The organism is Paracoccus sanguinis (assembly GCF_900106665.1).
Taxonomy (GTDB): domain Bacteria; phylum Pseudomonadota; class Alphaproteobacteria; order Rhodobacterales; family Rhodobacteraceae; genus Paracoccus; species Paracoccus panacisoli.
The window spans coordinates 281,478-294,889 of sequence record NZ_FNNA01000002.1 but is presented as its reverse complement, the minus strand read 5'-3'; the positions used below and the strand labels follow the sequence as shown (position 1 = coordinate 294,889).

At 71.8% G+C, this 13,412-nt stretch carries 14 protein-coding genes; 11 read left to right on the top strand and 3 right to left on the bottom strand.

Annotation, left to right across the window (positions count from 1 at the left end; translation table 11 throughout):
- Window positions 1-52: 52 nt before the first annotated feature.
- A complete protein-coding gene (locus tag BLW17_RS07920; RefSeq protein ID WP_036710443.1) occupies window positions 53-703 on the bottom strand; it encodes a 50S ribosomal protein L25/general stress protein Ctc in 651 nt (216 codons plus the stop codon).
- A gap of 195 nt (window positions 704-898) precedes the next feature.
- On the opposite strand from BLW17_RS07920, the gene BLW17_RS07915 reads away from it, so the two are divergent.
- Window positions 899-1,735: an alpha/beta fold hydrolase gene (locus BLW17_RS07915; RefSeq protein WP_036733899.1), complete on the top strand. Its 837-nt coding sequence runs from the start codon at window positions 899-901 to the stop codon at window positions 1,733-1,735.
- Here the strand turns inward: BLW17_RS07915 and BLW17_RS07910 are convergent.
- Together BLW17_RS07910 and BLW17_RS07905 are read right to left on the bottom strand one after the other, a co-directional pair.
- Window positions 1,726-2,889 (bottom strand): alpha-hydroxy acid oxidase, encoded by a 1,164-nt coding sequence (locus BLW17_RS07910; RefSeq protein WP_036733901.1) that lies wholly within the window; start codon window positions 2,887-2,889, stop codon window positions 1,726-1,728. The genes BLW17_RS07915 and BLW17_RS07910 overlap by 10 nt on opposite strands.
- A 41-nt stretch (window positions 2,890-2,930) precedes the next feature.
- Window positions 2,931-3,497, bottom strand: coding sequence for a hypothetical protein (locus BLW17_RS07905; RefSeq protein ID WP_074826400.1), 567 nt, complete (start codon window positions 3,495-3,497; stop codon window positions 2,931-2,933).
- 323 nt (window positions 3,498-3,820) lie between these two features.
- On the opposite strand from BLW17_RS07905, the gene BLW17_RS07900 reads away from it, so the two are divergent.
- From BLW17_RS07900 to ribD, 10 genes are all read left to right on the top strand, one after another.
- Window positions 3,821-4,408: a TetR/AcrR family transcriptional regulator gene (locus BLW17_RS07900; RefSeq protein ID WP_036735155.1), complete on the top strand. Its 588-nt coding sequence runs from the start codon at window positions 3,821-3,823 to the stop codon at window positions 4,406-4,408.
- A 79-nt stretch (window positions 4,409-4,487) separates the two neighbouring features.
- Complete coding sequence (gene dnaG / locus BLW17_RS07895; protein ID WP_036735153.1) at window positions 4,488-6,377, top strand: DNA primase; 1,890 nt, start codon at window positions 4,488-4,490, stop codon at window positions 6,375-6,377.
- Between the two features lie 147 nt (window positions 6,378-6,524).
- On the top strand, window positions 6,525-8,513 hold the full coding sequence (gene rpoD / locus BLW17_RS07890) for an RNA polymerase sigma factor RpoD (RefSeq protein ID WP_036735151.1): 1,989 nt from the start codon (window positions 6,525-6,527) through the stop codon (window positions 8,511-8,513).
- A 10-nt stretch (window positions 8,514-8,523) separates the two neighbouring features.
- Complete coding sequence (locus BLW17_RS07885; RefSeq protein ID WP_036735149.1) at window positions 8,524-8,883, top strand: hypothetical protein; 360 nt, start codon at window positions 8,524-8,526, stop codon at window positions 8,881-8,883.
- A 129-nt stretch (window positions 8,884-9,012) separates the two neighbouring features.
- The gene (locus tag BLW17_RS07880; protein ID WP_052176524.1) at window positions 9,013-9,420 is read left to right on the top strand and encodes a BLUF domain-containing protein; all 408 of its coding nucleotides are present in this window, start codon (window positions 9,013-9,015) and stop codon (window positions 9,418-9,420) included.
- A 125-nt stretch (window positions 9,421-9,545) separates the two neighbouring features.
- Complete coding sequence (locus BLW17_RS07875; protein ID WP_036735147.1) at window positions 9,546-10,958, top strand: DNA recombination protein RmuC; 1,413 nt, start codon at window positions 9,546-9,548, stop codon at window positions 10,956-10,958.
- 48 nt (window positions 10,959-11,006) lie between these two features.
- Window positions 11,007-11,366 carry a hypothetical protein gene (locus BLW17_RS07870; RefSeq protein WP_036708893.1) on the top strand — a complete coding sequence of 120 codons (360 nt, stop codon included), beginning with the start codon at window positions 11,007-11,009 and terminating at the stop codon, window positions 11,364-11,366.
- Entirely contained in the window at window positions 11,363-11,788 is a 426-nt protein-coding gene (locus BLW17_RS07865) for a secondary thiamine-phosphate synthase enzyme YjbQ (RefSeq protein WP_036708895.1), read from the top strand. The genes BLW17_RS07870 and BLW17_RS07865 overlap by 4 nt, the downstream gene beginning before the upstream one ends.
- Window positions 11,789-11,898: 110 nt before the next feature.
- Window positions 11,899-12,363, top strand: a complete 465-nt coding sequence (gene nrdR / locus BLW17_RS07860) for a transcriptional regulator NrdR (RefSeq protein WP_036703784.1) — start codon at window positions 11,899-11,901, stop codon at window positions 12,361-12,363.
- A gap of 65 nt (window positions 12,364-12,428) precedes the next feature.
- Entirely contained in the window at window positions 12,429-13,412 is a 984-nt protein-coding gene (gene ribD, locus BLW17_RS07855) for a bifunctional diaminohydroxyphosphoribosylaminopyrimidine deaminase/5-amino-6-(5-phosphoribosylamino)uracil reductase RibD (protein WP_036735159.1), read from the top strand.

Genomic DNA, 13,412 nt, shown 5'->3' with positions numbered 1-13,412 from the left:
GCAAAAGGGCGGCGCCGCGGCGCCGCCCCCTTCATGCCACCCGAGGGTGGGATCAGTTCTCGACCGGGGCGACGTCGGGGCCCATCTCGGTGGTGGGCACCGTCTCGGAGGCCGCATCGTCTTCCGACCGCAGGCCCGAGGGCGCGGCGATGTTGGCGATGACGAAGTTGCGGTCGATGGTCGGCTTGGCGCCGGCGGGCAGCTGCACATCGTTGATGTGGATCACGTCGCCGATCTTCTTGCCGGTCAGGTCCACGGTGATGTGGTCGGGGATGTCCGACGCGGTCACCACCAGCTCGACTTCGGGGCGCACCACGACCAGCGTGCCGCCGCGCTTGAGGCCGGGAGAGTCCTCGTGGTTCTCGAAGGTGACGTGGATGAACAGGTTCACCCGCGTGTTCCGGTGCAGGCGCATCAGGTCGATGTGGGTCGGCAGGTCCTTCACCACGTCGCGCTGGACGCCGCGGCAGATGACGCGCACGTCCTCTTGCCCCTCGACCTTGAGGTTCCAGAGCGTCGACATGAACCGCCCGGCGCGCAGCTTGGTCAGCAGGGGGTTGAAGTCGAGCTGGATCGGCATCGGGTCTTTCCCGTCGCCGTAAACGATACCGGGCACCTTGCCTTCGCGGCGAGCTTGGCGGGCGGCCCCCTTGCCTGTCCCCGCGCGTGCCTCGGCCACCAGATCAGGGATCTCTTTGGCCATTGCTGTATTCCTCTTGCATTGCATGAACCGGCCGCCTCCAAGGGTGTCTTGGCCGGAAGCGGGGCCTATAGCGCAGGCCGGGCGGATTGAAAAGCCGCAACATCCCGGTCGGGGACGGCGAGGGTGGCCCCGGGGAAACCGGGGGCGGGCGGGGGCGTTGGCTCGGCGAACGGACCAATGCGAAAGGGAAACGTCATGGCCTGGATCGAGACCGACGACGGGGTGGGGCTCTACACCAAGGACTGGGGGCAGGGACAGCCGGTTGTGCTGATCCACGGCTGGCCGCTCTCGGCCGATTCGTGGGAGCATCAGGCCCGCGCGCTCGTCGGGGCGGGCTACCGCGTGGTCAGCTATGACCGCCGCGGCTTCGGCCGCTCGGACCAGCCGTTCGAGGGCTACGACTACGACACGCTCGCCGACGACCTGTCCGCGGTGATGGACGCGCTCGAGCTCGAGGATGCGACGTTGGTCGGCTTCTCGATGGGCGGCGGCGAGGTGGCCCGCTACATGAGCCGGCACGAGGGCCGCGGCGTCGCGCGGGTGGCGTTCCTCGCCTCGGTGGCGCCGGGGCTGCTCAAGTCCGCGGACAACCCCGACGGCGCGACGCCCGAGGTGCTCGACCAGATGAAGGATGGGATGACGCAGGACCGCCCGGCGTTCTTCCAGAGTTTCCTCAAGGACTTCTACGGCGTGGGCACGTTCCGGCGCCCGGTCAGCCAGGCGGTCGTGGACTGGAGTTGGGGGATGGCGATGCAAGCGAGCCCGCTCGCCACCACCGCCTGTGTCGATGCCTTCGGCACCACCGACTTCACCGCGGACGTCGCCGCGATCACCTGCCCGGTGCTGATCATGCACGGCACCGCGGACGGGGCGGTGCCGCACACCGCCGCGGGCTTGCGGCTGTCGAAGATGCTGCCGCAGGCGCGCTACATCGAGCTCGACGGCGCCCCGCACGGCATCCTTGCGACCAACGCCGACGAGGTGAACGCGGCGCTGCTCGACTTCCTCGCGGAAGGCCAGGCTCAGGCGTAGTCCGTCGCCCAGTTGGCCGGCACCATGACGTTGTGCCGGCCAACGTGCCTGATGTCGCGCTCGCCGCACAGCGCCATGGTGGTGTCCAGTTCCTTGCGGATCACCTCGAGCGCAGTCGTCACGCCCTTTTCGCCCATCGCGCCGAGCCCGTGGATGAAGGCCCGCCCGATCCACGTCGCGTGGGCGCCGAGCGCAAGCGCCTTGAGCACGTCCTGACCCGAGCGGATGCCCGAATCGAGGTGGATCTCGACCTGATCGCCGACCGCCGCCACGATCTCGGGCAGCACCCGGATCGAGCTCAGCGCGCCGTCGAGCTGCCGCCCGCCGTGGTTCGAGACCACGATGGCGTCGGCGCCGAAATCGGCGGCGATGCGCGCGTCCTCGGCGTCGAGGATGCCCTTGAGGATCAGCTTGCCACCCCAGAGATCGCGGATGCGGGCGATCTTCGTCCAGTCGAGCTGCGGGTCGAACTGCTCGGCGGTCCAGCTGGACAGGTTGGCGGTGTCGGTCACCCCCTTGGCGTGCCCGACGATATTGCCGAAGAACCGCCGCTTGGTGCGCAGCATCTCGAGCCCCCAACCCCAGCGGGTCGCCAGGTCGGCGATCGACGAGGGGGTGAGCTTCGGCGGCGCGCTGAGCCCGTTCTTGAGGTCCTTGTGCCGCTGCCCGAGGATCTGCAGATCAAGCGTCAGCACCAGCGCCGAGCAGCCGGCGGCCTTGGCGCGGCCGATGATGCCTTCCAGAAACTCCTGATCCTTCATGACGTAAAGCTGGAACATGAAGGGTTTTTCGGTGTGCGCGGCCACGTCCTCGATCGAGCAGATCGACATGGTCGAAAGGCAGAAGGGCACGCCGAACTTCTCGGCCGCCCGTGCCGCCTTGATCTCGCCATCGGCGCGCTGCATCCCGGTCAGCCCCACGGGGGCGAGGCCCACCGGCATGGTGACGGGCAGCCCCACCATGTCCGAGGCGAGCGTACGGCCCGACATGTCCACCGCCACCTTCTGGCGCAGGCGGATCTGGGCGAAGTCGGTGGTGTTCTCGCGGAAGGTCTGCTCGGTGTAGCTGCCCGACTCGGCGTAGTCGTAGAACATCCGCGGGGTGTGCGCCTTGTGCAGGCGCTTGAGGTCCTCGATGCAGGTGATGACGGGCATGGGCGAGGGCCTCCGGCTGGGGTGTTACGTTGCGTCGCGGTCTATCCGGGGTTGCAGCGCGCGGCAACGGGATCGGTCGTGCCGGGCGGACAGGGGGGCAGGGGGGCCGGGGTTGCGCCCACCGGCTGCTCCGAAAGCGCGCGGGCCCGCTCGCGCAGGGCGCGGACGCGGGCGGCGGTCTCGGGGTCGGCCGCGGGGTCTGTGGTGGCAGCGGGCGCAGGGGCCGGGGCGTCCGTGGTCGGGGCGGCCGGCGCGGGGGGTGCGGCGGCGTCCGTGGTCGGCGCGGGGGTGGTCGCGCCCTGCGGGAGTTCGGTCGCGGCCAACGCCCCGGCCCGGCGGCGCAGCGCCGCGGCGCGGTCGCCCAGCGAGCCTGCGTCGGTCACCGGCCGGCGGGCCGCGTCGGCACGGGCGGCCGCCTCGGCCCGGCGGGCGTCGAGCGCGGCACCCACGGCGGCGGGGTCCGAGGCCGCCTCGGCGGTATGGGCGGGGATGGCGGGGGGCTGGTTCAGCTCGCTCAACGGCATGAGCCGGGGGTATTCGGCGGCATCCGGCTCGGCGCAGGCGGCCAGCAGCGGCAGGGCGAGGCAACAGGCGAGCGGGCGAAGCATTCGGGGAGGATAGCGCCGGGGCGCCCCGTGCGGAAGCCCCGGGGGTGAGGCGTGGGTTGGCGCGCCGGTGTCGGGCGTCCCATTGCGCAGGGCGCCATTGCCGACTTCGGACGTCATCGCGCGGCGCGACCCGCCTCTTCCCCGCGCTTGCACGCTCCGGCTCACCTTGCTGGTCGAACGCAGGCGGACAGTTGGGTCTCCCCTTACAGGCGGTCCCCGTCCCTAAGGGCGACTGGCCCGCAGCCGGGGCAGCGCCCCACCGCCCCCCACCCCCCGCCAGCCCCAAGCTTCCCCCACCCGCCGCTTTTCGCTACACCGCCGGGATGGCCCGCACCCAAGGCTCCCGCGCCGAGATTACCGGCCCGCTCGTCCGTCAGGCCGCGCGGCGGCTGTTTGCACGGCACGGCTACGGGGCGGTGACGATGCGCCAGATCGCCGCCGCCGTGGGCGTGCAGGCGGGCGCGCTCTACGCCTATACCCCCGACAAGCAGGCGCTGCTCGCGGACCTGTTGCGCGAGCATATGGAGCTGCTGCTCGCCGCCTGGGCCGACCGCCCCGATCGCAGCGCGCTGGAACGGCTCGAGCGCTTCGTGCGCTTTCACATCGCCTATTCGCTCGACCACCCCGACGAGGTGTTCCTGAGCTACATGGAACTGCGCAGCCTCACGCCCGAGAACCACGCCGCCATCGCCGCGCTGCGCGGCCGCTACGAGGACGCGCTGACCGGCATCCTGAGGGCCGGGGCCGTGTCGGGCGAGATGCGGCTCGACGATCCGCGGCTGGCGGCGATGGCGCTGATCGCCATGCTGACCGGGGTGACGAACTGGTACCGCGAGGGCGGGCGTCTGGACCGCGCCGCACTCGCCGACCATTACTGGAGGCTTGCCCGCGGGGCGGTCGGCGCGGGATGATGGGCCCGCACCCACGACCTCACCCGCACCCGCACCAGCCCCCGACCTCGCCCCCGGCCCTGCGCCCGAGACCGACCGAATGAGCCTGCCGCCCGGATTCCTCGACGACTTGCGCGCCCGCGTCCCGATCAGCCGGATCGTGGGCCGGCGGGTGACGTGGGATCTGCGCAAGTCGAACCAGGCCAAGGGGGACTGGTGGGCGCCCTGTCCGTTCCATTCGGAAAAGACCGCGTCCTTCCACGTCGATGACCAGAAGGGCTTCTATTACTGCTTCGGCTGCCACGCCAAGGGCGACGCGGTGGGGTTCCTGCGCGAGGCCGAGGGGATGGGGTTCCTCGACGCCGTGGCGGTGCTCGCGTCCGAGGCCGGGGTGCCCATGCCCGAGCGCTCGCCGCGCGAACAGGCGCAGACCGACCGCCGGGCCGAGCTGGTCGAGGTCATGGACCGCGCCCTGCGCTGGTTCCGCCTGCAGCTTCAGACCGGGGCGGGGGCGGCGGCGCGCGACTACCTCGCCGGGCGGGGGCTCGACGCGGGCACGCTCGACCGCTTCGAGATCGGCTTTGCCCCCGACCTGCGGCAGGGGCTGCTGCGGCACCTGACCGAGGCCGGCGTCCCCGAGGCGCAGGCGGTGGCGGCGGGGCTGGCGATCAAGCCCGACGACCGGGGCGCGGCCTATGACCGCTTCCGCGGCCGGATCATCTTTCCGATCCGCGACGCCCGCGGCCGCTGCATCTCGTTCGGCGGCCGGGCGATGGACCCGAACGCGCGGGCGAAATACCTGAACGGCCCCGAGACCGACCTCTTTGACAAGGGCCGCACGCTCTACAACCTCGGCCCCGCCCGCAGTGCCGTCGCCAAGGGCCAGCCGCTGGTGGTGGCCGAGGGCTATATGGACGTCATCGCGCTGGTGCGCGCGGGGATTGAGGGCGCGGTGGCGCCGCTCGGCACCGCCATCACCGAAGAGCAACTGCGGCTGATGTGGCGCGTCTCGCCCGAGCCGGTGATCGCGCTCGACGGCGATGCGGCGGGGCTCAGGGCGGCGATGCGGCTCATCGACCTCGCGCTGCCGCTGACCGGGCCGGGGCAGGCGCTGCGCTTTGCCCTGCTGCCGCCGGGGCAGGATCCCGACGACCTGATCCGGGCCGGCGGACCCGCCGCCATGCGCGCGGTGATCGAGGCCGCGCAGCCGCTCGTGGACCTGCTCTGGCGGCGCGAGACCGAGGGGCGCAGCTTCGACAGCCCCGAGCGCAAGGCGGCGCTGGACCGGGCGCTGGCGGCGGCGGTGGCGCTGATCCCCGACCCGGCCACGCGCGAGCACACCACCGCCGAGATCAAGCGCAAGCGCTGGGCGCTCTTCGCCCCCGCCCGCAGCCCCGGCGGCCGCTTCCAGCGCCGCGGCGAGCCGCCGCCGCCGCTGCCGCAGACCCGCGCCTCGACCCTCGTGGCGGCGGACCCCGGCGAGGGGCTGATCGAGGCGATGGTGCTGGCGCTCTGCGCCGCCCGCCCCGACCTCGTGGCCGAGGTCGAGGCGCGGCTGGAACGGCTCGAGCCCCCGGACCCGGGCCGCGCGGCGCTGGTCCACGACCTGCTCGCCGGGGCCGCCAGCGCCGCCGGGCGCGCCGCCCTTGACGCGATCATGGCCGATCCCCATGTCCGCTCGGCCCCTGCCATCGCCCACCCGGCCGAACACCCCGACGCCGCGCGGGCCATGCTGCTGAACGCGCTCGACCGGATCGAGGCCCACCGCGCCGCCCGCGACGAGATCGCCCGCGCCGAGGCCGAGATGGAGGGGCTGGTGGACGAGGGGCTGACCTGGCGGGTGAGCCAGTCGGCCCGCGCGCGCCAGCAGGCCGACCACCCCGACCTCGGGGGCGACAGCGGGGTGATGGGCGACCAGCGCGCGCTCGAGGAACAATTCGCGGCGGTGCGCGCCCAGGCCGAGGCGCTGATGCGCAACCGCCGCCGCTGAACGCCCCGCCGCGGCGGGCGCGAATCACAGGACCGAATCACCGCCGGGCCCGGCTTTGACCGGGCCCGGCGATTCGACTAGAACCGCCGGAAGGCCCGGCCTGATTCGGGCGCTGTTCCGAATCGCTCGCAAGAAGGACACGCCCGCATGGCCAAGGACGACGACGACAAGCCGGACGCCAAGGACGACGACCATTCGCTCGACATGAGCCAGGCCGCGGTCAAGCGCATGATCGCCGAGGCGCGCGAGCGCGGCTACATCACCTACGACCAGCTCAACACCGTCCTGCCGCCGGAACAGGTCTCGTCCGAGCAGATCGAGGACGTGATGTCGATGCTCTCGGAAATGGGCATCAACGTCATCGAGGACGAAGAGGCCGAAGAGGGCGAGCAGGGCGGCGCCGTGGTCCCCGCCTCGACCTCGCGCGAGGTCGCCGTCGCCACCACCGAGACCGAAAAGCTCGACCGCACCGACGACCCGGTGCGGATGTATCTGCGCGAGATGGGCTCGGTCGAACTGCTCAGCCGCGAGGGCGAGATCGCCATCGCCAAACGCATCGAGGCCGGCCGCAACACCATGATCGCCGGGCTCTGCGAGAGCCCGCTGACCTTCAAGGCCATCACCATGTGGCGGCAGGAGCTTCTGAACGAGGACATCCTGCTGCGCGACGTGATCGACCTCGAGACGACCTTCGGCCGGGCCATGGGCGACGAAGGCGAGGGCGACGCCGACCTGCCCGTCGACCTGCCGCTGGGCGAGACTGCGAGCGAGACCGCCAAGCCCCAGTGGAGCGAGGGCGAGGTCGATGCCGACGGCAACCCGATGCGCCGCGACGACGCCGACGACGAGGACGACGAGGGCCAGAACCTGTCCCTCGCCGCGATGGAGGCGAGCCTCAAGCCGCGCGTCCTCGAGACGCTCGAGGCGATTGCGCGCGACTATGAGCAGCTGGCCGACATGCAGGACCAGCGGATGTCGGCGACGCTGAATGAGGACGAGAGCTTCTCGGCCCGCGACGAGGCCGCCTATCAGAAGCTGCGCTCCGAGATCGTCGGGCTGGTGAATGAGCTGCACCTGCACAACAACCGCATCGAGGCGCTGGTCGACCAGATCTACGGGATCAACCGTTCGATCGTGACCATCGACAGCGGCATGGTGAAGCTGGCCGACGCCGCCCGGATCAACCGGCGCGAGTTCATTGAGGCCTATCGCGGCTCCGAGCTGGACCCCGGCTGGATCGACCGGATGCGCGGCAACAAGGGCCGCGGCTGGCAGGCGCTGTTCGACAAGAACCTCGCCGGGGTCGAGAAGCTGCGCCACGACATGGCCCGCGTGGGCCAGCACGTCGGCGTGGACATCGAAGAGTTCCGCCGGATCGTGAACCAGGTCCAGCGCGGCGAGAAGGAGGCGCGCCAGGCCAAGAAGGAGATGGTCGAGGCGAACCTGCGCCTGGTCATCTCGATCGCCAAGAAATACACAAACCGCGGCCTGCAATTCCTTGATCTCATTCAGGAAGGCAACATCGGCCTGATGAAGGCCGTGGACAAGTTCGAGTATCGGCGCGGCTACAAGTTCTCGACCTACGCGACCTGGTGGATCCGGCAGGCGATCACCCGCTCGATCGCCGATCAGGCCCGGACGATCCGCATCCCGGTCCACATGATCGAGACGATCAACAAGCTGGTCCGCACCTCGCGGCAGATGCTGCACGAGATCGGCCGCGAGCCGACGCCCGAAGAGCTGGCCGAAAAGCTGCAGATGCCGCTCGAGAAGGTCCGCAAGGTGATGAAGATCGCCAAGGAGCCGATCAGCCTCGAGACCCCGATCGGGGACGAGGAGGACAGCCAGCTCGGCGATTTCATCGAGGACAAGAACGCCGTCCTGCCGCTCGACTCGGCGATTCAGGAGAACCTGAAGGAGACGACGACCCGCGTGCTGGCCAGCCTGACCCCGCGTGAGGAGCGGGTGCTGCGGATGCGCTTCGGCATCGGCATGAACACCGACCACACGCTGGAAGAGGTCGGCCAGCAGTTCAGCGTCACGCGCGAGCGCATCCGCCAGATCGAGGCCAAGGCGCTGCGCAAGCTCAAGCACCCGTCGCGGTCGCGCAAGCTGCGCTCGTTCCTCGATCAGTGAGGTCGGGGCGATGAGCGACGACTGGCTGGCGGCGGCCGAGGGCGTCTCGGACGGGGCGCGGGCGGCGTGGCGCGAGGTCGTCACCTGTCCGCTGCCCGAGGGCTTCTCGCGCGAGCTGACGAGCAAGGGGTTCATCGCCCACGACCTGCGCTTCCGGCGCGGCGAGGACTGGATGTTCTCGGCGGTGCTGAACGAGGGCTGGGTGCTCTGGTACGTCCGTCGCCCGGCGATCCGCGCGGGGCTGGTCGAGCCGCAGGCGATGCTGGCGCGCTTCCCCAACGCCCGCCTCAAGCCCGACGGAGAGCTGGCGCTGCGCCTGCACGACGGCGCGGCGGCGGCGGCGCTGACCGGCTGGTGCCTGCCGGTCTGACGCCGCGTTCCGCGCCACGACGCAGGGGAAGGCATCAAATGTTGAGCCCCTCGCCATCTTCTTTCGCTGGGCCGGATCGTCTATCGCTGATCCTTGCGGGATCTCTCCGCCATATCAGGAGGATCCCCCATGCCGATCAGCTTCGTGCTCTACCGCAGCGAAACCCGGATGCCGCCGAACAGCGAGGCCTCGCGCCAGCTGCTCGAGACCGCGCGGCGGGTCAATGCCGAGCTGGACCTCACCGGCTTCCTGCATCACGAGGACGGGTTCTTCTACCAGTGGCTCGAGGGGGCGGCCGAGCCGCTCGCCATGATCTGCGCCCGGATGGAGCGTGACCCGCGCCACACGAACCTGACCTATCTCTGGCGCGGCACGCAGGACCGGCGGCAGTTCGGGGGCTGGCGGATGGGCTATTCGACCTCGAGCGACAGTTCGCTGCTGACGTGGCTGGCCAACGACCCGGTCGCGCAGCGCGAAACCCGCGCCTACGCCAACACCATCCTGTCGTTCCTGCAGCACCGCAACGCCGGTCTCTGACAGACGCTTGCGATTCGGGACCGAATCGCGAACACTGTCGGCAAACGGCCGTGGGTGCTGAACCTGTGGCATGAGGGCAGGGGCGGTCGGCGGATGGACGACAGGACTGACGGGCAGGGCAGGGCATGACCCGGGCCGAGGCGTGGCTTGCCAGGGCGGGTGGCGGCTGGGCCGCGGCTTGGCTGGCGCTGGCGGCCGGTGCCCTCGTGCTCGCCGCGCTCTGGGCCATGGGGCAGGGGCGCGGCCGGCGGCGGGCCGAGGCGGTGTTGACGCAGGCCCGCATCGCCGCGGCGGCGGCCGAGGCGCGGGCCGCCGCGCAGGGCGCCCGGCTCTCCGAGCTGACCGAAGAGCGTGACAACCTCGCCGACGCCCTCCACCGCGCGCGGCAGGAGAGCGCGGCGCTGGAACGGGCGCTCGACGCGGCCCGGCTGACCGCCGCCCGCGACGCCGAGATCGCCGCGCACGAGGCGCAGACGCTGCGCGCGCTGCGCGCCGAGATGGCCGACCAGTTCCGCCTGATGGCCGACGAGAGCCTGCGCCGTCAGGGCGCCGACCTCGAACGCGCCCACGCCGAGCGGCTGGGCGCGCTGCTGACCCCGTTCCGCGAGCAGGTGGCGCGGTTCCAGGACGAGGTGCAGGCCGGTCAGCGCGCGGGCGAGGCCGCACAGGCGGCGCTGCGCACCCATATCGAGGGGCTGCACCAGCGCTCCGAGCAGATCGGCCGCGACGCGGTGGCGCTGACCCGCGCGCTCAGGGGCGACAAGCAGCGGCAGGGGGCGTGGGGCGAGATGATCCTCGCCCAGGTGCTCGACGCCGCAGGGCTGGTTTCGGGGCAGCACTACCGCACCCAGACCGGCACCACGGATGCCGAGGGGCGCCGCTGGCGGCCCGACGTCGTGGTGACGATGCCGGGCGGGCGGTCGCTGGTGATCGACGCGAAATGCTCGCTCAACGCCTATGCCGACGCGGCGGGGGCCGAGGACGACGCCACCCGCACCGCCGCCCTGCGCCGCCATGTCGCCGCGATCCGCGCCCATGTGGCCGAGCTCTCGTCCCGCGCGTACCAGTCGCTCGACGCCGAGGGGGTGGATTACGTCCTGATGTTCCTGCCGGTCGAGGGCGCCTTCGCCGAGGCGCTGCGGGTCGAGCCACGGCTGACCGCCGAGGCGCTCGAGCGGCGGGTCGGGATCGCCACCCCCTCGACGCTGATGCTGGCGCTGAAGACCGTCGAGCACCTCTGGACCGTCGAGCGGCGCGAGCGCGGTGCGGCCGAGATCGCCGCCCGCGCCGGGATGCTCTACGACAAGCTCGCGGGCGTGGTGGCGGCGCTGGACGAGGCGGGCGGCGCGCTTGACGCCGCTGCCCGCGCCCATGCGGCGGCGGTGGGGCGGCTCTCGCGCGGGCCGGGCAACGTCGTGCGGCAGGCCGAACTGCTGCGCGAACTCGGCGCGCGGACGACCCGGCGGATCGAGCTGGCGCATGACCGCGACGAGGGCGGGGCCGGGGCCGCCCGCGACCCGGAACTCGCCGCCGAGTAGGGAACCTCGCGCCCCCGCGCACATTGGGTCCTAGACACAGGAGGACCCATGACCGACACGACCCAGCCCGCGACCGCCCTGACCGACTTCCAGAAATCCGTGCTGATCGCGCTGGTGCGAAGCCGCCTGTCCGGCGACGGGCCGCATTATCTCACCTACGACGACCTCGCGCAGCAGCTCGGCAGCGCCGCGCAGCCGGTCGCGGGCGCGCTGACGGCGGTCGGGAACTGGCTGCGTGCCCACGCGCTGCCTGATCTGGGCAGCATCGTCATCTCGTCCGAGAATGCCGCGAAGCACGTGATGCTCCCCGCCGACGAGGCGCTTTCGTCCTATGGCGGCGAGGCCGGCGCGCGGGCCGAGGCCGACCGGGTGCGGGACTTCGACTGGCAAGGCTGGCTCGACGCGTGACGCTGACCCTGATCGAGGTCCGCACGGCGGGGCCCGGCAGCCATGAGATCACCGGCCGGATCGGGGACTGGCTGACGGGGATCGGTGCCGCGGATGGCATTCTGACGGCTTTCGTGCGGCACACATCCTGTTCCCTGCTGGTGCAGGAGAACGCCGACCCCGACGTGCAGCGCGACCTGCTCGCCTGGCTCGATCGGCTGGTGCCGCCCGCCACCGACCCGGCGATGGCGTTCCTGACCCATACCCTCGAGGGGCCGGACGACATGCCTGCCCATCTCAAGGCTGCGCTCCTCCCGGTCAGCCTCTCGATCCCGGTCGAGCGCGGCCGGCTGCTGCTCGGGCGCTGGCAGGGGGTTTTCCTCGTCGAGCATCGCCACGCCCCGCACCGGCGCGAGGTCGCGCTCGCGTTCCAGCCGCTATAGCTTTCCCGCCACAGCGGGCAAAACCGCATCTTGTGGCCCGAATCAGGCGCTACCCAAAGCCTCGCGCTCATGTATAGTCGCGGCGTCTGGCAACGACTGAGGGTCCATCCATGCGCTGTCCGTTCTGCGGAAACGTCGATACGCAGGTCAAGGACTCGCGCCCGGCCGAGGATAACGTCGCCATCCGCCGCCGCCGCTTCTGCCCCGCCTGCGGCGGGCGCTTCACCACCTACGAACGGGTGCAGCTGCGCGATCTGGTGGTCATCAAGTCGAGCGGCCGGCGCGAGGATTTCGACCGCGACAAGCTCGCCCGCTCGATCCGCATCGCCATGCAGAAGCGCCCGGTCGAGGCCGAGCGGCTCGACCAGCTGATCTCGGGCATCGTCCGCCGCCTCGAGAGCATGGGCGAGACCGACATCTCCTCGAAGGTGATCGGCGAGATCGTGATGGAGACGCTGGCCCGCATCGACACCGTGGGCTACGTCCGTTTTGCCAGCGTCTACAAGAACTTTCAGGCCGCGGACGACTTTGACCGCTTCGTCAGCGAGCTGCGGCCGAACACCCCCGACGAGTGAGCGCGGCCCGTCCCCTGCCGGACGGACGCGACGGCCCGATGCGCGATCCGACCGACCTTGCCCACATGGACCACGCCCTGCGGCTGGCCGCGCGGGGGCTGGGCAACGTGTGGCCCAACCCCGCGGTCGGATGCGCGATCGTCAATGCGGGGCGCGTCGTCGGCCGCGGCTGGACCCAGCCGGGCGGCCGTCCGCACGCCGAGCGCATGGCGCTCGACCAGGCCGGGCCCGCGGCGCGGGGCGCGACGGCCTATGTCACGCTCGAGCCCTGCGCTCATCACGGGCGCACCCCGCCCTGCGCCGAGGCGCTGGTGCAGGCCGGCGTCGCGCGGGTGGTGTCGAGCCTCACGGATCCCGATCCGCGGGTCGCCGGTCGCGGCCACGCCATCCTGCGCACGGCGGGTGTCGAGGTGGTCGAGGGGGTCCGGTCCGAGGCCGCGGCGGCGCTGCAGCGCGGGTTCTTACTGCGGGTCACGCAGGGGCGGCCGATGGTGACGCTGAAGCTCGCCACCAGCTTCGACGGCCGCATCGCCACGGCGGCGGGCGAGAGCCGCTGGATCACCGGCCCCGCGGCGCGCCGCCATGTCCACCTGCTGCGGCTCACCCATGACGCGGTGATGGTGGGGGCGGGGACGGCGCGGGCCGACCGTCCGGCCCTGAACGTGCGCGGTTTCGGCGCTATGCGCCAGCCGGTTCGGGTGGTGATCGCGGGCGCCCCGATCCCGGCGCTGCCGCCCGAGGATGACGCGCACGGTCCGCTGTGGGTGCTGCCCGGCCCGCTGCCCGAGGCGCTGGCCGAGCTGGGGCGCCGCGGGATCACGCGGGTGTTCTGCGAGGGCGGCGGGCAGCTCGCGGCGGCGCTGCTGGCGGCGGGGCTGGTCGACGAACTCGCGGGCTATACGGCGGGGGTGGTGCTGGGCGGCGACGGCCGGGCGGCGGTGGGGCCGCTGGGGCTCGGCGCGCTGGCCGACGCCCCGCGCTTCCGGCTGGTCGAGACGCGGGCGCTGGGCGGGGACGTCTTGCACCGCTGGGTCCGCGACCTCATGTGA